20 protein-coding genes are annotated in these 19,869 nt (G+C 38.2%); 10 read left to right on the top strand and 10 right to left on the bottom strand.

Going from position 1 to position 19,869, the window contains the following annotated elements; all coding sequences use genetic code 11:
- The first annotated feature begins 48 nt into the window (after nt 1-48).
- Together H9Q20_RS05395 and H9Q20_RS05390 are read left to right on the top strand one after the other, a co-directional pair.
- A complete protein-coding gene (locus H9Q20_RS05395) occupies nt 49-897 on the top strand; it encodes a hydroxymethylglutaryl-CoA lyase (RefSeq protein WP_124639321.1) in 849 nt (282 codons plus the stop codon).
- Nucleotides 898-921: 24 nt separating this feature from the next.
- Entirely contained in the window at nt 922-1,764 is an 843-nt protein-coding gene (locus H9Q20_RS05390; RefSeq protein ID WP_124639323.1) for a sulfurtransferase, read from the top strand.
- Here H9Q20_RS05390 and H9Q20_RS05385 read toward each other — a convergent pair.
- Nucleotides 1,761-2,249 (bottom strand): YkgJ family cysteine cluster protein, encoded by a 489-nt coding sequence (locus H9Q20_RS05385; protein ID WP_187478462.1) that lies wholly within the window; start codon nt 2,247-2,249, stop codon nt 1,761-1,763. The two genes, H9Q20_RS05390 and H9Q20_RS05385, sit on opposite strands and share 4 nt — an antisense overlap.
- A 181-nt stretch (nt 2,250-2,430) precedes the next feature.
- Between H9Q20_RS05385 and H9Q20_RS05380 the strand changes: the two genes are divergently transcribed.
- The 4 genes from H9Q20_RS05380 to H9Q20_RS05365 all read left to right on the top strand — a co-directional run bounded on the left by H9Q20_RS05380 (nt 2,431) and on the right by H9Q20_RS05365 (nt 5,120).
- On the top strand, nt 2,431-2,889 hold the full coding sequence (locus H9Q20_RS05380) for a hypothetical protein (protein WP_124639327.1): 459 nt from the start codon (nt 2,431-2,433) through the stop codon (nt 2,887-2,889).
- 227 nt (nt 2,890-3,116) lie between these two features.
- Nucleotides 3,117-3,785, top strand: coding sequence for a MotA/TolQ/ExbB proton channel family protein (locus H9Q20_RS05375; RefSeq protein WP_124639328.1), 669 nt, complete (start codon nt 3,117-3,119; stop codon nt 3,783-3,785).
- 1 nt (nt 3,786) lies between these two features.
- A complete protein-coding gene (locus tag H9Q20_RS05370; protein WP_124639330.1) occupies nt 3,787-4,188 on the top strand; it encodes an ExbD/TolR family protein in 402 nt (133 codons plus the stop codon).
- A 17-nt stretch (nt 4,189-4,205) separates the two neighbouring features.
- Complete coding sequence (locus H9Q20_RS05365) at nt 4,206-5,120, top strand: ferric siderophore ABC transporter substrate-binding protein (protein ID WP_124639726.1); 915 nt, start codon at nt 4,206-4,208, stop codon at nt 5,118-5,120.
- A 358-nt stretch (nt 5,121-5,478) separates the two neighbouring features.
- On the opposite strand, the gene msrB is transcribed toward H9Q20_RS05365, so the two are convergent.
- The gene (gene msrB / locus H9Q20_RS05360; protein WP_206428182.1) at nt 5,479-5,997 is read right to left on the bottom strand and encodes a peptide-methionine (R)-S-oxide reductase MsrB; all 519 of its coding nucleotides are present in this window, start codon (nt 5,995-5,997) and stop codon (nt 5,479-5,481) included.
- 70 nt (nt 5,998-6,067) lie between these two features.
- Here msrB and H9Q20_RS05355 point away from each other — a divergent pair, with 70 nt between their 5' ends.
- Entirely contained in the window at nt 6,068-7,318 is a 1,251-nt protein-coding gene (locus tag H9Q20_RS05355) for a DUF445 domain-containing protein (RefSeq protein WP_124639332.1), read from the top strand.
- A 41-nt stretch (nt 7,319-7,359) separates the two neighbouring features.
- Here the strand turns inward: H9Q20_RS05355 and H9Q20_RS05350 are convergent, their stop codons facing one another.
- Together H9Q20_RS05350 and H9Q20_RS05345 are read right to left on the bottom strand one after the other, a co-directional pair.
- Nucleotides 7,360-7,881, bottom strand: coding sequence for a DUF6973 domain-containing protein (locus tag H9Q20_RS05350; RefSeq protein ID WP_124639334.1), 522 nt, complete (start codon nt 7,879-7,881; stop codon nt 7,360-7,362).
- Between the two features lie 78 nt (nt 7,882-7,959).
- The gene (locus H9Q20_RS05345) at nt 7,960-9,336 is read right to left on the bottom strand and encodes a tryptophanase (protein WP_124639336.1); all 1,377 of its coding nucleotides are present in this window, start codon (nt 9,334-9,336) and stop codon (nt 7,960-7,962) included.
- Between the two features lie 325 nt (nt 9,337-9,661).
- On the opposite strand from H9Q20_RS05345, the gene rplU reads away from it, so the two are divergent.
- Nucleotides 9,662-9,973 (top strand): 50S ribosomal protein L21, encoded by a 312-nt coding sequence (gene rplU, locus H9Q20_RS05340; protein ID WP_124639338.1) that lies wholly within the window; start codon nt 9,662-9,664, stop codon nt 9,971-9,973.
- A gap of 47 nt (nt 9,974-10,020) precedes the next feature.
- Nucleotides 10,021-10,278 carry a 50S ribosomal protein L27 gene (gene rpmA, locus H9Q20_RS05335; protein ID WP_124639340.1) on the top strand — a complete coding sequence of 86 codons (258 nt, stop codon included), beginning with the start codon at nt 10,021-10,023 and terminating at the stop codon, nt 10,276-10,278.
- A 167-nt stretch (nt 10,279-10,445) separates the two neighbouring features.
- Here the strand turns inward: rpmA and trpS are convergent, their stop codons facing one another.
- The 6 genes from trpS to H9Q20_RS05305 form a co-directional block, all read right to left on the bottom strand.
- On the bottom strand, nt 10,446-11,414 hold the full coding sequence (gene trpS / locus H9Q20_RS05330) for a tryptophan--tRNA ligase (protein WP_187478461.1): 969 nt from the start codon (nt 11,412-11,414) through the stop codon (nt 10,446-10,448).
- Between the two features lie 37 nt (nt 11,415-11,451).
- Nucleotides 11,452-12,093: a lipoprotein signal peptidase gene (locus tag H9Q20_RS05325; protein ID WP_187478460.1), complete on the bottom strand. Its 642-nt coding sequence runs from the start codon at nt 12,091-12,093 to the stop codon at nt 11,452-11,454.
- Between the two features lie 47 nt (nt 12,094-12,140).
- On the bottom strand, nt 12,141-12,383 hold the full coding sequence (locus tag H9Q20_RS05320) for a DUF6576 domain-containing protein (protein ID WP_124639346.1): 243 nt from the start codon (nt 12,381-12,383) through the stop codon (nt 12,141-12,143).
- A gap of 70 nt (nt 12,384-12,453) precedes the next feature.
- A complete protein-coding gene (locus H9Q20_RS05315; RefSeq protein ID WP_124639348.1) occupies nt 12,454-12,831 on the bottom strand; it encodes a TraR/DksA family transcriptional regulator in 378 nt (125 codons plus the stop codon).
- Nucleotides 12,832-12,890: 59 nt separating this feature from the next.
- Nucleotides 12,891-16,289 (bottom strand): isoleucine--tRNA ligase, encoded by a 3,399-nt coding sequence (ileS, locus tag H9Q20_RS05310; RefSeq protein ID WP_187478459.1) that lies wholly within the window; start codon nt 16,287-16,289, stop codon nt 12,891-12,893.
- A gap of 130 nt (nt 16,290-16,419) precedes the next feature.
- Nucleotides 16,420-17,412, bottom strand: coding sequence for an enolase C-terminal domain-like protein (locus H9Q20_RS05305; protein ID WP_187478458.1), 993 nt, complete (start codon nt 17,410-17,412; stop codon nt 16,420-16,422).
- 177 nt (nt 17,413-17,589) lie between these two features.
- Between H9Q20_RS05305 and H9Q20_RS05300 the strand changes: the two genes are divergently transcribed.
- Nucleotides 17,590-19,821 carry an outer membrane beta-barrel family protein gene (locus H9Q20_RS05300; RefSeq protein ID WP_187478457.1) on the top strand — a complete coding sequence of 744 codons (2,232 nt, stop codon included), beginning with the start codon at nt 17,590-17,592 and terminating at the stop codon, nt 19,819-19,821.
- The last annotated feature ends 48 nt before the right edge of the window (nt 19,822-19,869 follow it).

Genomic DNA, 19,869 nt, shown 5'->3' with positions numbered 1-19,869 from the left:
AACTCGAAAAAAAATAGCTTATATTTGAGAAATTCAAAAAAAACAACCATGTTTCTTACCGAATGTCCTAGAGATGCCATGCAAGGTTGGGGCGAAATGATCCCCACACAAAAGAAAATCGACTACATCAATGCCTTGATGGCAGTGGGTTTTGATGTGTTGGATTGCGCAAGTTTTGTCTCACCAAAAGCCATCCCGCAAATGGCCGATTCTGCCGAAGTTGTAGAAAATATCGACAAATCCATTTCCAATACTCAACTCTCGGTCATTGTTGCCAACATTTCCGGCGCCGAAAAAGCGTTGAAGCACGACCCCGTTGATATTTTAGGCTTTCCTTTTTCCATCTCAGAAGTTTTTCAACACCGCAATACCAATAAAAGTAGAGAACTTGCGTTGGGCGAAATTCAAAAAATAAAAGAACTAACCGAAAGTGCAGGTAAGCAATTGCACTTGTACTTTTCCATGGCTTTTGGCAATCCTTATGGCGAAGCCTGGTCTTGGGAAGAAGTCGATTTCTGGGCCAATCGGTTTTCGGAAATGGGAGTAAAATCCATTCAACTGTCCGATACAACGGGCGTTGCCACTCCGGAAATCATCTCGGAATTGTTTGCAAAAGTTCCTTCCAAATATCCGCACATCAACTTTGGAGCACATTTCCATAACCGTTATGACGAGTCGTATGTCAAGCTAAAAGCAGCTTACGACCAAGGTTGCCGTAGGTTCGACTCGGCAATTAAAGGCATTGGCGGTTGCCCTATGGCAAAAGATGATTTGATTGGGAACACACCTACCGAGCAAGTTTTCAATTTTATGCATGTTGAAAAAATAGATATTCAGCAAAATTTATTGCATTTTGAAAGTGCTTATAACCAAGCAAAAGATATTTTTCATTTTTAATCAAAAGTTTTAAAACTAAAAATCATGTCCAAATTGCCCTCCATCATTCAGGCTTATGAATTAAAAGAGAATCTTAACGATCCTCATCTGGTTATATTAGATGCCAGAGCAGGAATGGGTTCTCGGGATCTTTACTTGAAGTCTCATGTAAAAGGTGCCCGATATATTGATTTGGATTGCGATTTGGCAGCTCCTGTCACCAATGCATCTCGTGGTGGCCGACATCCTTTGCCGGATTTTTTTGATTTTGCCAAAACACTTTCGGTTTTAGGCATTAAAGAAGACAGCAGGGTGGTGATCTACGACGATAAAGGAGGTGCCAATGCTGCGGCTCGATGTTGGTGGATGCTGAAATCGTTTGGGTTGGAGCAAGTTCAGGTGGTGAGTGGTGGCTATCAAGCCTTGGGAGATTTTGAAATGAAATCTGGTGAAGAGCACATCCATCAGTCCATCATAAAAATTCCCGATCATTGGACATTGCCAACCGTGGAAATTAACGATGTTGAACTTTTGTTAAACGAAAATAAAGCCGTAGTGATTGATGTTCGAGATGCGTATCGATATCTAGGCGAGTCAGAACCAATTGATCCGGTTGCAGGGCATATCCCGGGAGCGATCAACATTCCACTCACAGAAAATCTGGATGCAAGTGGATTGTTTTTGTCCGCTGAAGATCTGAAAGAAAAATATAAATCGGTTTTCGAAGATGCTTCAAAGCAGGTGATTGTACATTGTGGTTCTGGAGTTACCGCTTGCCATACCCTTTTGGCACTGGATTATGCAGGATTTAAAATGCCATCGCTGTTCGTAGGGTCGTGGAGCGAATGGTGTCGAAGTGGGAAAACCATTGCTGTTGGAGAGAATTAATTTTTCAGTCTTTTCATCATTTTTTCGACCCAAGTATAAGCAGCTGGGCAAATGATCGTGTTTTTAACCATTAAATTGTTGATCTGATAAATCTTTTTTCTGTCGGTATGCGGGTATTCACGACAGGCTTTCGGTCGTACTTCGTAGATGGAGCAGGTGTTGTCCTCATTTAGAAAATAACAAGGTAGATTTTGCAAAACTTTATCACCATCTTCGTCTGTTCTTAAGAATTTGGCTTCAAAATCGGCAACTTTCATTCGGAGGTGCTTGGCAATCCTTTCAATGTCTTTTTCGGTGTACAATGGACCTGTGGTTTTGCAACAGTTGGCACAAGAAAGACAGTCGATTTCTTCAAAAACCTCTTCGTGAATTTCCTCAACGATATAGTCCAAATTTTTGGGTGTTTTTTTCTTTAGCCCTTCCAAAAACTTTTTGTGTTCCTTGCTTTTTTGCTCTGCAAGTTTTTTGTATTCACTAAGATTCATTCTATGAATTCATTCTGCTGATTGTGGAGGGCAAAGTTAAGGATTTATACAAGTAAGATCTTGACGGTATGATGAAAAATCATTGAAAAAATTATAAAAAAAAATATTTTTCCATTCAATCAATTTTATATCTTTGTTTTTAACAATAAAAAATTAAACATTTACCATTATTCTGCTTGAAATGAAAGGGATTTTAAAAATTTACCATCCTGATGAAACTTTAAAATACAACATCAAAAGCTCTTATTGCAAGGCCATTTATGCCAACGAACAGCATTTTCTGGAAGTCGAGATCATTACCGACGATTCCTTAGATCATGTGGACGACGACTCGTTGCAGTATCAATTTCCTCAACTGTCTTTTTCCGTTACCAATTTTCCTATCGAAAGTAGTGAATTGATTGGCAAATCATTTACAATTATCGACACCGATGAGGAGGTCTTTACCGAAGTGAATTTGTACGATGATGAAGACGCCTACCTCTACAACAACAAACTCCAATTTTTACAAAACGAAAAGGAAGAATTGAACTTGATCTGGGAGGGAGAAATTGATGATTTTTACACCGGTACTGATGAAGTAATTCCATTTAAACTAAAATGTCATTTTAATGTAGATGACATCGAAGTTGATGACTAAGTGCAAAAAGTTTTCAAACTCAATCAACAATTCTTTTCATTTTTTTGTATTACTTTTACGAATTGAAAGTAATCGGCAAGGTATTTGCCTCGTATTTTAAGCCCAATAAGGTTCTGTTTTTTGTGTAAAATAGACTTAGATGCCGAAATTTATTTCTGTTGTATGGGGTTTTATTGAAAATAAATTTTTACTTTCATCGTTCAATTGATAACATAAAAAAATAGTCCATGTTTCTACAAGCTGCTGTTGCACCCGCTCAGGAAAAAGTATTTTCTTTTTGGAACATCATGTTCCACGGTAATGTATTTGCCAATGTCGTTATGATAACCGTTTTGGTTCTTGGTGTTTTCTCTTTGTACCTGTTTTTGGAACGATTATTCTACATCAACAGACAGATAAAAGCTACCGACATGAATTTGATCAACAATCTAAATGACTTGTTGAGGGATGGAAAGGTGCAGAGTGCCGTAGATTATTGCGAAAGACAAAATACACCAGAAGCTCGAATTATTGAAAAAGGGATAACCCGTGTTGGTAGGCCGGTTTCGGATATTGTAAGTGCTATGGAAAGCCAAGGACAGATCGAAGTGTCCAAATTAGAAAAAAACTTAAATCTTTTGGCAGCTGTACCCAGTATTGCTCCCATGTTGGGGCTTTTGGGAACGGTAATCGGGATTATCATGGCGTTTTTCAATATGGCCAATATGGAAGGCTCTTTCTCACCAAAAACCCTGTCCGAAGGGATTTACACAGCGTTGGGGCAGACGGCAACCGGTTTGGCAGTTGCTATTCCGGCAAACTTTTTTTATAATTTGTTGTTGACCAGAATTGATAAATTCGTTCTGAAAACCCAACAACTGTCCACAGATTTCTTAGACATCATCAACAAACCATAATATGAAAATTAAAAGAAGGAATAAAGCAAATCCAGATTTTAGCTTAGCGGCTATGGTGGATGTGATCCTGCTTTTGCTCATCTTTTTTATGGTGACTTCTGCAGCGTCTAACATCTCTGCGGTTAATGTTAATTTGCCAAAAGGAAGCGTGGACAATCCGAATATTCCGGATGAGGTTACGGTGAGTATAAAGCCTGATGGGACATTTTATGTCAATGATGTGCAAACACCAAAAGAAGCATTGGAGTCGTCCATTACCGAAAAAATGAAAGGGAGAACGACGCCTTCATTCACGGTGAGAGCCGATGAAAATACCTTGCACAAAGATTTTGTATATGTGATGGAAATTGCCGAAAAGCACCATTTCAATATCGCCATAGCAACCATCAAAGAAAGTAATTAATCATTTAAGATTAGATGATGCGTCTAAATTCCATAGAAAATAAAGAAGACAACAGCGACAGACTAAAAAGCGGAATTATAACTGCGGTGATTTGGTCTGCCATTTTGCTTTTTTTATTTTGGTATAAAATTATTGAAAAAACGCCTCCTCGGCATGAAGTGGTTACCCGAATGCTTATAAATTTTGGGGATAACAGAAACGGAAATGGTACCGATGAGCCAGCACCACAAGAAGGCTCTTTAGCAGGAGAAACGACTACCGTTCCTATAGAAGAAATGGTGAGTGACAAGAAAAAAACAGATGTACAAAATGCCACTCCGGTTGTGAATACAAAAGCGACAAAAGATGTTGGTTCTGAAAAAATATTTACGGGGAATAGCGATAAAAAAATAGTAAAAACAGTTGCCAAGACGGATGAAAAAAAAGAGAACAGTGCGAAAGCGAATGCTAAAAATCCGTCAACAACTTCCCAAAATGCAAAATCTAAACAGGGAGGAAAATCCAATGCGGTAGCCAATGCCAAATCCGGAAGCGGTGATGGAAAAGGGAGTCAAGCCATTGGAAATCTAATCGCTGGTCGTGGGAAAAACCCCGGTTCTCAAGGTTCGGGACAAGGCATAGGTAATGCAGGCGATCCTTTGGGAGGAGACGGAAATGGCGATAGTAAAATAGGCATCGATAGAAAATTAACAGGCTTTATCCCGGGTACTATGGGAAGAGGCGGGGCACAACCTTCACACAATTGTTCGGCAAGTGGGACTATAGTTATCGCCTACACGGTTGATAAATCCGGAAATGTAACCTCTGCAAAAAGGAATTCTGGAATTTCTGATCCTTGTGCGGTTTCAACAACAATTTCTTGGGTGAAAAAATATGTGAAAGCCGAAAAAGCCAGTGTTTCCTCAACAGGGACTTATTCCATTTCTTTTTAAGGATTTCAAGATTTAATAGAAAATTTCACTAAAATTTTAACATAAAAAAAAGTGCATAAATAGAAAATCTATATTATGCACTCAACTAAACTAAAAACCATTTTTTCATCATTTGTGTTTTAGTTTCATCTATTTGTGTGTTTTTTCCTTTGTGTAATTGGAACTCCAAATAACGACTTTCATCACTTGTGTTACTTGTTTTTTCTTGTCGTTATCTATGTGCAAATTTACTTCAACTGGAGATTAAATACAGTATCGAATCGGTCGATAGAATTCGATGCGCTTGTAGATTTTATTCTACAAAAAACCTTCGCAAGTTATTCCTGCGAAGGTTTCTTTAATTTTGAATTTTGCTTTTTTATTTTTCAGCTTCAAAGTCCAAGCTAATTGAGTTCATGCAAAATCGAACTCCGGTAGGTTCTGGCCCGTCATTAAAGACATGGCCAAGATGCGAGTCGCATCTCTTGCACAAAACCTCAATCCTGTCCATTCCGTGAGAGATGTCTTTTCTGTATTTAACCCCATTTTTATCGGCTTCGTAGAAGCTTGGCCAACCGCAAGTAGAGGCAAATTTAGCCGTGCTTTTGAAAAGATGATTGCCACAGGCAGCACAATAGTAATCGCCTTTTTCATCAAAATTATTAAACTTTCCACTGTGTGGTCTTTCGGTTCCTGCTTCCCTGGCAATGTGGTAAAGCTCTGGCGAAAGCAAATGTTTCCAAACCGTGTTGGGTAATTTTACAATACCGGTATCGGTTCTGGAGAAATGAGGGTTTATGATTTTGTTTTCTTGCATGGTTTTACTTTTTATGGGTTGATGATATTTGGTGCACGACAGGCTCATGAAAAGAGCGAAAGTTCTGAAAAGTGTTTTCATAAGGAGTCTGTTTTCATATTTCTTGTTCAAGTCGCGGTTTTTCGTTTTCAAAATTACTAAATTTGAATTGATGAATACGAGAATTAAAGAAAAACAACTGCAGAGGCATAAATATTTGGCAACGGGACTCTTTCTTGTCATGATGGTGGTTTTTGCATTTGCAACAATAATTGAGAAAAAAAGTCCAGTATGGTGGGTGGGTTATGTTCGCGCTTTTTCTGAAGCGGCTATGGTAGGTGCTTTAGCGGATTGGTTTGCTGTAACGGCGTTGTTTCACCATCCTTTTGGACTGAAAATTCCACACACCAACCTGATCGAAAAATCAAAAGAAAACATTGGTGATAACCTAGGAACTTTTGTCGTTGATAATTTTTTGTCTCCAGATAACATCCGTCCTTACATTCAGAAAATTAAAGTTTCCACAATTTTAGGAGATTGGCTGGCTGTTGAAGCCAATAGGAAAAGGCTTTTAACAGAAACTTCAATTGTTATAAAAGATGTTGTCGAGAAGCTTAATGACGAAGATGTGGTAGAATTTATTTCCGCAAAATCCAATGAAATCACCGATAAAATAAAAGTCAATCAGCTCCTCTCTCAAGGCTTGCAGTATTTGTTGGAGCATAACGAGCATCAAAATTTACTCACTTATTTGTCGTCCCAAATTCAATACTACATTCATAACAACAGGGAGATGATTCGTGAAAGGGTACAAGACAACAGTTATGCATTCATTCCTAAATTTTTTGACAATAAAATAGCCGGAAAAATTTCCGATGGGCTATTGGATTTTTTTATGGAGGTCGAAGGGAACGAGCATCATCCACTTCGGGATGAACTCACCCTGAGGTTAGAAAAATTTGCCAAAGAAATTCGTGATGGGCAGATATGGGAAGAAAAGTTCGATCATCTGAAAAAAGGATTTTTAACTGAAGAAAAACTAAAAGTGTATGCCAATGACATTTGGTTGTCCATAAAAACGACACTTCTTGCCGAGCTTTCTTCAGAAGACGGAAAGCTAAAACTGTATTTGGAAAAAAATCTTGTTTCGCTTGCCGATACCTTGCAAAACGATCTTGCGGTGCAGGAAAAAACGGATAAATTGGTTCGTAGCACCGCATATAAGTACATTCTAAGAAATAAAAATCGTTTTGGTGAACTGATTTCAGATACCGTTGGCAACTGGAAAGGCAATGAACTGAGCCAGAAATTGGAGTTGGAAGTGGGTAAAGATCTTCAATACATTCGCATCAATGGGACTTTGGTGGGCGGATTGGTAGGTTTGCTCATCTATGCCATAACCCATTTCGTTGATTACATCTAGGAGCCATTATCATTTTCGCAGAATCGTAGTAGAGGCGATTTTTAATCCATATCGTCATCCAAATAGACCAATTCGGTATCAAAACTCTTTTGTCTGCTATTGATTTTTTTAGCCTTTTCTAATTTCTTGGTTAGGGCATCAATCAAAAATGAAGTTTCGAAAAACTGTCTGTGAATTCCGGGTAAAAGTTCAAAAAAAAGATCAATACCCACTTGGTTGTTGTGCAGATCCATTTTTTTTTCCAGATCGGTGTTTGGGAAAAGATCTTCGTGTAGGGAAGTCATTTTCAGGCTGAAATTTTTAGCTTTTTCAGGTGATGAAATTTTAGAACAATAGGAAAGGATTAGTGCCGACCACAATGCATGTCGAAAAGCATTTCCTTTGCCGTTTCCAGAGTTGCTGTTCGGGAATTTTTTCTGGACAATCGCAAAGGCTTTCAGTGTAGCCCAAAAACCCATCATGCTGAACAATGGGTGCTTTATGGTGAGCGTTCCAAGTTTTAAAAGTTTAGAAATGGACAAGCTCCTGAGGGATCGAAAAAAAATAACGAAAGGTTTTCTCATTCCGCACCAAAGATAGTGTATTCTTGGTTGACTAAAAAACTGGGTTTTACATTTCGTAAAACCCAGAAGATATTTGGTTTAAGCTTCTTTTAGCTTTACCGTAAAGTGTCTTAAGATCGGAGATTCCCAAGTGATTTCGTATCCTTTGGTAATTTCGTTTCTTCTTTCGAAGATGTTTTTAAGGGCTACAGCAACATAATACATGTGGTTGTTGGTGTAGGTTCTTCTCGGGATGGCCAATCGTAAAAGTTCCATTTTAGGATAGCGGTTTTCTCTGGTTTCAGGATCTCTATCCGCCAAGATGGTTCCGATTTCAACCCCACGGATTCCTGCTTCTTTGTACAATTCAATTCCTAAAGTCTGAGCCGGAAATTCTTCTCTTTTCACATTCGGTAAAAATTTAACAGCATCTATAAAAATTGCGTGTCCACCGATGGGTCTTTGGATAGGGATTCCCCATTCGATCAGGAGATTTCCAAGGTATTCGATTTGTGAAATTCTGCTTTCCAAGTAGTCAAACTCGGTAGCTTCGTCCAAACCTACTGCCAAAGCAGCCATGTCTCTACCGGCCATTCCTCCGTAGGTGATGAAGCCTTCGTAGATGATGGTGAAGTTGGATGCGGTTCTAAAGATTTCTTCGTCGTTCAGGGCAATAAATCCGCCGATGTTTACCAAACCGTCTTTTTTAGACGACATGGTCATCCCGATTCCGTAAGAGAAGATTTCTTTACAAATTTCTTTTATGCTTCTGTTTTCTTGTCCTTTTTCTCTTTTTTTGATGAAGTATGCGTTTTCTGCAAATCTTGCCGAGTCGAAAATAATTGGAATTTCGTATTGGTCGGAAAGAGCTTTTACCGCTTTTACATTCTCGATAGAAACGGGTTGTCCGCCGGACGAATTGCAAGTGATGGTTACCAAACAGAAAGGGATTTTTTCTTTGCCGTATTGTTTGTAAACTTCTTCCAATTTTACCAAATCCAAATTTCCTTTGAAGGGATGCTCCAGTTCAGTGTCGAAAGCCTCATCAATCGTACAATCGATGGCATGGGCTTTTCTAAATTCGATATGACCTTTGGTGGTGTCGAAGTGGGAGTTTCCTGGGATTACATCGCCTTCTTTTACTAGGGCAGAGAACAATACATTTTCTGCTGCACGACCTTGGTGGGTAGGCAAAAGGTATTGGTATCCTGTAATGTTTTGTACGGCAGATTTTAGCTCTTCAAAAGATCTTGCGCCGGCATAACTTTCGTCTCCTCTCATCAGTGCTGCCCATTGTTTGTCGGACATGGCGCCGGTTCCGGAGTCGGTTAAGAAATCGATAAATACTTTTGAGCTGGATAGGTTGAAAAGGTTGAAGTCGGCTTCTTTAATCCATTGTGCTCTTTCTTCTGATGTAGATTGCCCGATAGGTTCTACCATTTTTATTCTGTACGGTTCTGCGTAAGGTAATTTCATTTTTATAGAATGTTTTAAGTTGATTGTTTTTAATTAAATAAATTGAGAATGAACATTCTATAATCATTCCGGTGCTTTGAAGATGCAGCGGTCACTATGAGATTTTACAGTCATGTACTGAAATTGAGTTTGATATTATTCGCCAAAGATAAATAATTTTAAGAAATATTTAACATAATTATGATCGTAGTTGCTTTTACTAAAAATTAGGTAATGTGGTTTAGGATTAAATAAAAAAAAGAATGGTTATTGTTTGTAATTCAAAATATTTCATTACTTTTGCAGACCAAAATAAGATTAATTATTAACCTAAAAATTATAAACAATGTTTGCAATTGTAGAGATAGCAGGGCTTCAATACAGAGTTGAAAAAGACCAAAAGTTGTTTGTGAACCGTTTGAAAGGAGATAAAGGAGCTTCTGTATCTTTTGATAAAGTACTTCTTACTTCTAACGGGTCCATCACTGTGGGCGCCCCAGCTGTAAGCGGAGTTTCAGTAGCTGCTGAAATCCTAGACCATGTAAAAGCTGATAAAGTAATCGTTTTCAAAAAGAAAAGAAGAAAAGGTTACGAAAAGAAAAATGGTCACAGACAGTCTTTGACACAAATCAAGATTACATCAATCACTGGTTTCTAATCAAGACAAAATAATTAATTATTAACATCCCAAAACCATAAAATAAAATGGCACATAAGAAAGGAGTCGGTAGTTCCAAGAACGGTAGAGAATCTCACTCTAAAAGATTAGGAGTTAAGATTTTTGGAGGACAAGAAGCTATTGCTGGTAACATCATTGTAAGACAAAGAGGTACACAGCACCACCCAGGAACGAATGTAGGTATTGGTAAAGACCATACTTTGTTCGCACTTGTAGATGGTAAAGTAGTTTTCAGAAAGAAAGCAAACAACAGATCTTTTGTATCTGTAGAGCCTAACGCATAATTTTAGCGTTTATACAATTTAAAGAAGCTGTCCAGATCGGATGGCTTTTTTTTTGACTTTAGAATTTAAAACCCGAAACCCGAAACTTGAAACTTGAAACTTTAAACTTGAAACAAAAAAACCATCCCAAAGGATGGCTGTATTGAGTAAAGATGATTGTCCCAGGTTTACATTCCCAAGCTTAATCGTACTCTTTTCAAGGTTTCTGTAGCTACTGCTTTGGTTTTGGCTGCACCTTCTTGCAGCTTGGCTTCCAATTCTGGAAGATTATTCATGTAATAGTCAAACTTTTCTCTTTCGTTTTTAAAATGAGTTAAAATCAGATTCAACAATTCCGTTTTGGCATGTCCGTAGCCGAAGTTTCCGCCCAAATATTTTGCTCTTATTTCTTCGGTTTGCACTTCGTTGGCAATCAAACTAAAGATGGCAAACACTTTACAAGTATTGGGATCCTTAGGCTCTTCCAGAGGGGTAGAGTCCGTTTCTATACTCATAATTTGTTTCTTCAGTTGTTTTTCCGGTAAGAAGATGTTGATGATGTTTCCCCTGGATTTCGACATTTTATTTCCGTCAGTTCCAGGAACATATTTGGTTTCTTTTTGCAATTCGGCTTGAGGCAATATAAAAACCTCACCCATTTGATGGTTAAATCTGGATCCTACATCTCTAGCCATTTCCAAATGTTGTAGCTGGTCTTTGCCTACGGGAACCACCTCGGCATCGTACAACAAGATGTCGGCAGCCATCAGCATGGGATAGGTAAAAAGACCGGCGTTTACATCTTGCAAGCGATCGGCTTTGTCCTTGAAAGAATGGGCAAGTTGTAGCCTTTGGAAAGGGAAAAAACATTCCAAATACCAAGCCAGTTCGCAAGTTTCTGGTATGTCACTCTGTCTATAAAAATAGGTTTTTTCGGTATCTAAGCCACAGGCAAGCCAAGCGGCAGCAATCTCGTATGTATTTTGTTTTAATTCTTCGGCATTCTTTATTTGGGTTAAAGAATGCATGTTGGCGATGAAAAGAAAGGATTCATTTTCTTTTTGTTGGGACAGTTCGATTGCGGGGATTATCGCACCTAAAAGGTTTCCCAAATGTGGCGTACCGGTTGCTTGGATGCCGGTAAGAATTCTGGACATAAAATTTTTATTTTAGTTAAATGAATTTTTTTGTTAATTAAAGTTCAAACCCGTATGGGAATGCTTTTTTTCTGAATACATACAGAAGTGCGGCACCAACGGTGATGGCAGAATCCGCAATGTTGAAAATGTATTTGAAGAACTCGATGTGTTTTCCACCAATGATGGGCCAACTTTCCGGTACCCACCAATCGACAAGTGGAAAGTGAAGCATATCGACCACGCAGCCTTTCATAAAGGTAGAATAGCCATGACCAAAAGCAGTAAGTTGAGAAGTGCCTCCGTATTCTATCCATCGGTTAACACTTTCGTCAAAAATGGAACCGCTGTCGAAGATCATTCCGTAAAACATTCCGTCGATTAAATTTCCAATGGCTCCACCAAAAATCATGGCCATAGGAAGGAGAAGGTAATTGCTGGTTCTGCCTTCGCTGATCCATTTTTTAAACAAATAGACCATGCCACCAATCAGGGCAATTCTTAGGATGACCAAAGCGTATTTTCCCAACAGCCCACCAAAATGAAAACCGTAAGCCATGCCGGGATTTTCAACAAAAGTCAGTTTGAAACCCGGGAAAACATCAATGCTTTCGCCCAAGTTGAAGTGGGTTTTGATGTATATTTTTGATATTTGATCAATTAACAAGATGATTACGGTGATGAATGCTATTTTTTTCATAGATATTTCGAGGATTGTACACCCTTTTATTTTACAATTGGTCTAGGTTACTTTAAATTTTTTGAAAGTTCGTCGAGTCTTTTTCTGTCTTTTTCAGAAAGATCATCAATTCCGTTTTTTCCCATTTTACTCAAAAGATGATCAATCTCTTTTTGTTGGTTGATTTTTCTTTCGTTGTATTCATCGTCTAGGGTATAGGCCGAATTTTTATGAGAAGAGGATGAGGTGTTTTTCCTTCTGAAAAAATAAAAGGCAAAAATAACAATAATTAAGATAAGGACTAAGGTCATAGGAATAAAAAAGGTTTATAATGCTCATGAAAGTCATTATAAACCTTAGGTTTTTTATAGTTGAACTGTTTTAGCGTTGCATATTTTTAGCTTCGATACTCAAAGTAGCATGCGGAACGGCCATCAATCTCTCTTTAGGGATTAGTTTTCCTGTAACGCGACATATTCCGTAGGTTTTGTTTTCGATGCGGATGAGTGCGTGTTTCAGATCACGGATGAACTTTTCTTGTCTTCCTGCCAAGATCGCATTTTGTTCTTTGCTCAGGGTTTCTGCACCTTCTTCAAAAGCTTTAAAGGTGGGTGCAGTATCGTCGGTTCCGTTGTTGTGATCGTTCAAGAAACTTTCATTGATCATAACCAAATCCTTTTCTGCTTTTGCTATTTTCTCCAGTATAATTTTTCTAAATTCTTGCAAATCGCTTTCATTGTAGCGTACTCTCTCGTCCATGTCTTTTGTTTTTCAGATGTTAGTTTGTAGCACAATATGATTTCTAAAATGATATCGTACTATTGTTTGTCCACTTTTACTTTGAAAAGAACTTCGTCTATTTCTATTTCATCGTAATTATTGAGTGAATATACAAATTCTATTTTATCCGACAATACCTCATTGATAATATATTGATGATTGTTGGTAAGTTCTGTTTTGAACGGACAATTTTCTTCTAATTGTAATGAAATTCTATCCGTAAGATCAAAATCTTTGTCTTTTCTTAAATTTTGAATTCTATTGACAAACTCTCTCGAAATTCCTTCAGACTTTAACTCATCGGTGATGGTAAGATCCAAGGCTACGGTTACCTTACCCTCGCTGATTACCGTCCATCCAGGAATGTCTTTGGTGGTAATTTCGGCATCGTCTAAGGTAATTTCATAACCCGAAACTTCAATTTTTCCTTCTTTTTCTAATAAGGAAATCTGCTCTGAGGAGAAATTTTGAATCTCAGCACCAACCGTTTTCATGTCTTTGCCCAATTTAGGTCCCAAAGCTTTAAAGTTTGGTTTGATTTGTTTCACGATAAGGTGGCTGGCTTCTTCGGCATTGATCAATTGAAGTTCTTTTACATTAACTTCTTGCTTAATCAGGTCGCTAACCGCCAGTAATTGAGTTTCTGTTTTTGTGTCCAAAACAGGGATCATTACTTTTTGAAGAGGCTGTCTTACTTTTATGTTCTCCTTCTTTCTCAAAGAGAAAACCATGGAGGTAACTTGTTGTGCAAGATGGGTTTTCTCTACCAAATCCAATTCGATTTTGTTTTCGTCAACCGTTGGGAAATTGGTTAGGTGTACACTTTCTGCACGGTCTTTGCCGGTAATGCTGTTCAAATCTCTGTACAATTGATCCATGAAAAATGGTGCAATTGGAGCGGCAATTTTTGCAATCGACTCTAGGCAGGTGTATAAAGTTTGGTAAGCGGAGATTTTATCTTCCGAATAATCGCCTTTCCAGAATCTTCTTCTGCAGAGTCTTACATACCAATTAGAAAGGTTGTCGTTCACAAAAGTATTGATGGCTCTAGCTACTTTTGTAGGTTCGTAATCGTTGTAATTTTCAGTAACTTCTTTTATCAAGAGGTGCAGTTCTGATAAGATCCAACGGTCGATTTCAGGACGGTTTTCAATTTCTTTTTCGCTGTATTTAAAACCATCAACATTGGCATAAAGAGCGAAGAATGAATAGGTGTTGTATAGTGTTCCGAAGAATTTTCTTCTTACCTCGTCTATGCCTTCCAGGTCAAATTTTAGATTCTCCCAAGGATTGGCATTGGAGATCATGTACCAACGGGTAGCATCGGGACCGTATTTTTTCAAAGTCTCGAAAGGGTCTATGGCATTGCCCAATCTTTTGGACATTTTTTGCCCGTTTTTATCCAAAACCAAACCGTTTGACACCACATTTTTATATGCAATTCCGTCAAAAACTGTGGTTGCAATGGCGTGTAAGGTATAGAACCAACCACGAGTTTGGTCCACACCTTCGGCGATGAAATCTGCAGGGAAAGCTTTGTTGTTGTCGATGAGTTCTTTGTTTTCGAACGGATAATGCAATTGTGCATAAGGCATTGCTCCGGAATCAAACCATACATCGATCAGGTCGCTCTCTCTTTTCATTGGTTTGCCATTTTCGGAAACCAAAACAATTCCATCAACAATATTTTTATGCAAATCAATTTTAGCATAATTTTCCTCGTTCATGTTCCCGATTTCAAATCCTTTGAATGGGTTTTCGGTCATGAAACCTAGGGATACGGATTTTTCAATTTCTGTATAAAGTTCTTCAACAGAACCGATGATGATTTCCTCTTTAGAATCTTCTGTTCTCCAGATGGGCAATGGGATTCCCCAATATCTTGAGCGGGAAAGGTTCCAGTCGTTTACATTTTCTAACCAATTGGCAAATCGGCCTTCTCCGGTCGATTTTGGTTTCCAATTGATGTCTTCATTCAGTTCTACCAATCGGTTTTTGACTTGAGACATTTTCACAAACCAAGAGTCGAGAGGATAGTACAAAACCGGCTTGTCTGTTCTCCAGCAATGCGGATAGCTGTGTACATATTTTTCAACTTTGAAAGCTTTGTTCTCGGTTTTTAGTAAAATAGCGAGTTCTACATCCCAAGATTTTTCAGGAGCAGTACCTTCGTCGTAATATTCGTTTTTGATGAATTTTCCTGAGAAAATTTCAGGGACATTTTCGCCTTTCAAAAATCGTCCTGTAAGATCCACCAAAGGGACAAGGTTGTCGTTTTCGTCTTTCACCAGCATTGGTGGGACTCCAGCGTCTTTAGCTACTTTAGCATCGTCGGCACCAAAAGTAGGAGCGGTGTGTACAATACCCGTACCGTCTTCGGTGGTCACAAATTCACCAGGAATTACTACAAATGCTTTTTCCGGATTTTCTGATGGTAAAAACCAAGGAACCAATTGCTCGTAGGTCGTGCCACAAAGGTCTGAACCTTTGAATTCGGTTATGACTTGATAAGGGATGGTTTTGTTTTCCGAAGAATAATTGGTGAAATCTTCATCCGAACCTTCAGCATATTTTTTGCCAAATTGTTTTGCTACCAATGCTTTAGCAAGTATTATGTTGATGGGCTCAAAAGTATATTGGTTGAAGGTTTTTATCAAAACATAATCGATGTCATTACCAACGGTAAGTGCCGTGTTGGAAGGCAAAGTCCAAGGAGTTGTGGTCCAAGCCAGAATGTGGATGTTGTCCTGTACCGATGCTAAGATGGGTTGTAATTTTTCTGAAAGATTTTTTACTTTAAACTGTGCAACAACTGTGGTGTCCGAAACATCACGATATGTTCCGGGTTGGTTAAGTTCGTGAGAAGACAGTCCGGTACCTGCTTTTGGCGAGTACGGTTGTATGGTGTACCCTTTGTACAAAAGATTTTTGTTGTACAATTGTTTCAAAAGCCACCAAACGGTTTCCATATATTTGGGTTGGTAGGTGATGTATGGGTTTTCCAAATCTACCCAGTAACCGATTTTTTCGGTAAGGTCGTTCCAAACATCGGTGTATTTCATCACGGCGTTTCTACACGCTTGGTTGTACTCTTCGATGGTGATTTTTTTTCCGATATCTTCTTTGGTAATTCCCAATTCTTTCTCTACGCCCAATTCTACAGGGAGTCCGTGGGTGTCCCAACCGGCTTTACGAAATACCTGTTTTCCGTTTTGGGTTTGGAAACGACAAAAAATATCTTTAATTGCTCTTGCCATCACATGGTGTATGCCGGGAAGTCCGTTTGCGGAAGGAGGTCCTTCGTAGAAAACAAATTCCGGTTGTCCTTTTCTAATCTCTACCGATTTTTTGAAGGTATCTTCTTGTTTCCATGATGCAGCTACGCCGTCTGCAACTGCTATTAAATCTAATTTTTTATATTCGTTGAATTTCGTCATTGTAACTTCTTTCGCTTAAGATTTTTAATCGTGCGAATATAATGATTTTTAACGAAAAAATGGAGTGTAATTGTTCAATAATTGTTGGTTTTTAATCGTTTAGAAAGAAGAATTTGAAGTTTTTTCGATTTTAGATTAATGAAATCCCCAAGCCGGGTTTTTCGGAGATTTTTATTTTACCCTCTTTTACGAAACTTCCTTGGGCATAGTCGTTGGCGATAAGGTTGGCACCGTCCAGATCTGCAAAGTCCAACAGCGGTGCTAATGCACATGCTGCGGAAATCCCAACACTGGATTCCGTCATGCAACCGAGCATGATTTTAAAGTCGTTGTCTTTCGCTTTTTGTATTAATTCTAGCGCGGGAGTCAGTCCACCGCATTTCATCAGTTTGATGTTGATGCTTTTGTAATGTGGTTTTAATTTTTCTAAATCTTCCAGGTGTTGCGCATCTTCATCGGCCATCCAGTTGGCGAATTTGTTTTTATCAAGAGTGTTAAACTTTCCAATAGGCATGGGCTGTTCGATGTAGGTGAAGTGTTCAGAAATTGGACAATTCTGAAGCCAAATGCAATCGTCTTTGGTGAAGCTGGCGTTGGCATCCAAGGCGATGTTTTTCTCAGTTTGTAAGAGTTTTTCTAAATTATTTTTATCCAAACTGCTGCATTTTACTTTGAATTTTGACCACGAGCTTTCATTAATTTTTTTTAATTGAACCTCGATAGGAGCTATGGAAATGGTGATGGAGCTTTCGGTTGAAACGGTGTTAGATAAACGATTGAGTTCGGCAAAAGATTTATTTTCCAATTTTCCGTACAAATCCCAATACGCACAATCCAAAGCCGATTGTAGAAAAGAGGGCAGATCTAAGGATTTTAGTTTCAAATTAAATTCAAAGGGATGTGAGATTGATGGGGTTTCAATTTCTTTTTCAATAGATTTTAACTTTACGATAAAATCGTCCAAACGAATGCCGTAATAGTCGATTTCTACACATTCGCCATAGCCTTTCTTTTCATGATGAGAAAGTTCTATAAGCAATGCGTTTCGGTGTTGATATTTCCCGTAGGCAATTGAAAAAGTTTCCTTCATTTTCAATTGGGCTTTGTAGAATTTCAGTTTCATACTTTAAAGATATAAAATCAATTTTGAAAAGAATAAAAAATTTTTTAGCAATAAAATAAAATTAAATACCCAGAGAATCAGGCTGTTAAGACTTGTTAGTACAATGCAATACAAAGTAGTGTAACAAAAATACAGGTTTATAATACCTATTAGGAAAACAATAAAAAATCTTTGGTCATGAAAATTTATTATGCAATCCCATACTTATTTTTAGGTAACTTAATATGGGCACAACAGGTACAAAAAGACACGGTAAAAAGTACAGAAATAAAAGAAGTGGTTTTGAAGAAGAAAACACTTCAAAAAAAATCGGATCGCATGGTGTATGATGTAGGCAACTCTCCGGTAGCTAAGGGAAACAATGGTTTTGAACTTTTGAAACAAACTCCGATGTTGTCTTCTACGGATGACAAATCTTTGAAAGTTTTAGGAAAAGGAAGTACCAAAATATACATCAACGGAAAAGCGCAAACTATGGATGCAGATGCGATAGTGGATATGTTGAAAAGTATGCCGGCAGAAAATATTTCTAAAATAGAAGTGATCACCGTGCCTTCTAGTGAATTTCAGGTGGAAGGAAATGAAGCCATTGTGAATGTTATTCTCAAGAAAAAATCTTCGGATGGGATCAACGGGAATGTAAAAATTGAAGATCAAATTGCCAAAAGCAATAGTGCAACCCTTTCAACATCTTTCAATTACAGAAAAGGGAAGTTCGGACTTCAAGCCAATGTTAACGGGGGCAAAATTGTACGGGATCAGTATTATATTTTGACCAACGGAAACGATGGCGGAGCACAGCCGTTCAGCTTAAAATCTGAAGGAGATGTGGTGTCCAAGTTCGGGCAATGGGGTGGTTATCTAAATATGGATTACCAGTTAACCGATCGACAAAAATTGGATTTTTCTTTTCAGCACAGGGATAAAGAGGAGAAGCCTTCTACCACTAATTTTATTAACGAATTAAGAAATTCCGGAAGCTTATTCGAGATCACTCAAACATTGAATACCACCAACTCTAAAGTTTCCAATCAGTCCTATAATTTAGGTTACGAATGGCTGACCGACGACAAAGGTAGCAAACTGAACGCCAATGCATCTTATATGTATTTTGATAAAACAGGGGTGAATAACAACAGTACAGTATTGCTCAATACCCAACAGCAACCGGTATCAATCTTGAAACAATTTAACCAATCTACACCGCTTAGGATTAACAATTGGGCATTGAAAGCGGATTATGTTCAGCAACTTAAAAGCGGCCATGTTTTGAGTGCTGGCTTGGCATACAACAATACATTGACGGATAGCGATACCCGGTTTGAAAACATATTGCCTCCTACAGGTTTGGATGGGAATCAGTCCAATCATTTCGCCTATGAAGAAAAAATTTACGGCATCTACGGGACTTGGGAAAAGAAATGGTCGGATCGCACCAACACCAAACTTGGGTTAAGGTACGAAAGCACAAATGCCGAAGGGAATGTCTTGGATAAAAACATTCAAATTGAGAGAAAGGATGGAGATTGGTTGCCTTTTGCAAGTTTTAATTATAACATGAATGAAGATCATCAGTTTTCTACAAGTTTTAGCAGTCGAGTGAGAAGACCTTCTTTCTGGGCTCTTAATCCGGTAAAAATTTATCTAACAGCCAATAATTACATTCAGAACAACCCTTTTACGCAGTCAGAATTGGTGTACAATACCGAGTTGCAGTACATTTTTAAGAGTTCTTATTTCATAACAGCTTCCTACGGCTTTACGGATCGTGCTTTGGAGCAGGTACCTCTGTCCGGGATGAAGAATGACGGTTCTGGAGAGAGTGTACTGGCATACATTTCTACCAATTACGGAACTAAGAAAGAATTCAGCCTTTCTTTTGGTATGCAAAAACAATATTTTAAAGGAATTTGGCAAATGAACAATTCATTGGTTTTGGGGTACAACCAATACAAAGGAACCGTGTACGGAGATCCTACAGACACCCAAAATTTGGTTACTTTTCAGAAATACGAACTGGATAGACAGTCTCAATTCGTGCAATTGCAACTCAACAATACGATACGATTGTCTCCACAAAAAGACTGGTATTTGGGTGTTAATTATTTTTATCTCTCCCCAATAGAATTGGTTGTAGGAAAGATGAATACCTTGCACAGCTTGGATCTGTCTTTGAAAAAAATGCATAAAAATTGGACTTTTTCTTTGGAAGCAAAAGATGTTTTTGGGACCAACAAAAATTATATTAAAGGCAGTGATGGTTTTGGAAATTACAATATTGTTGACCAAAACCAATACAATAGAAAATTGGTTTTAGGATTGACCTATAATTTCGGAAACCAAAAAGTTCAGAAGGTGAAAAAATCGGAGTCCGCCAATGACGATGTGAGAAGCAGAACAGGAAGTTAGACCTAATTTCGCATCAAATCATCCACGAGTTAACAACCAATTGTAGAT

This window comes from Amniculibacterium sp. G2-70, assembly GCF_014353055.1.
In the GTDB taxonomy this organism is placed as follows: Bacteria; Bacteroidota; Bacteroidia; order Flavobacteriales; family Weeksellaceae; genus Amniculibacterium; species Amniculibacterium aquaticum.
Note: the sequence above shows the minus strand (reverse complement) of the source record. Positions and strands in the feature narration are given on the sequence as shown.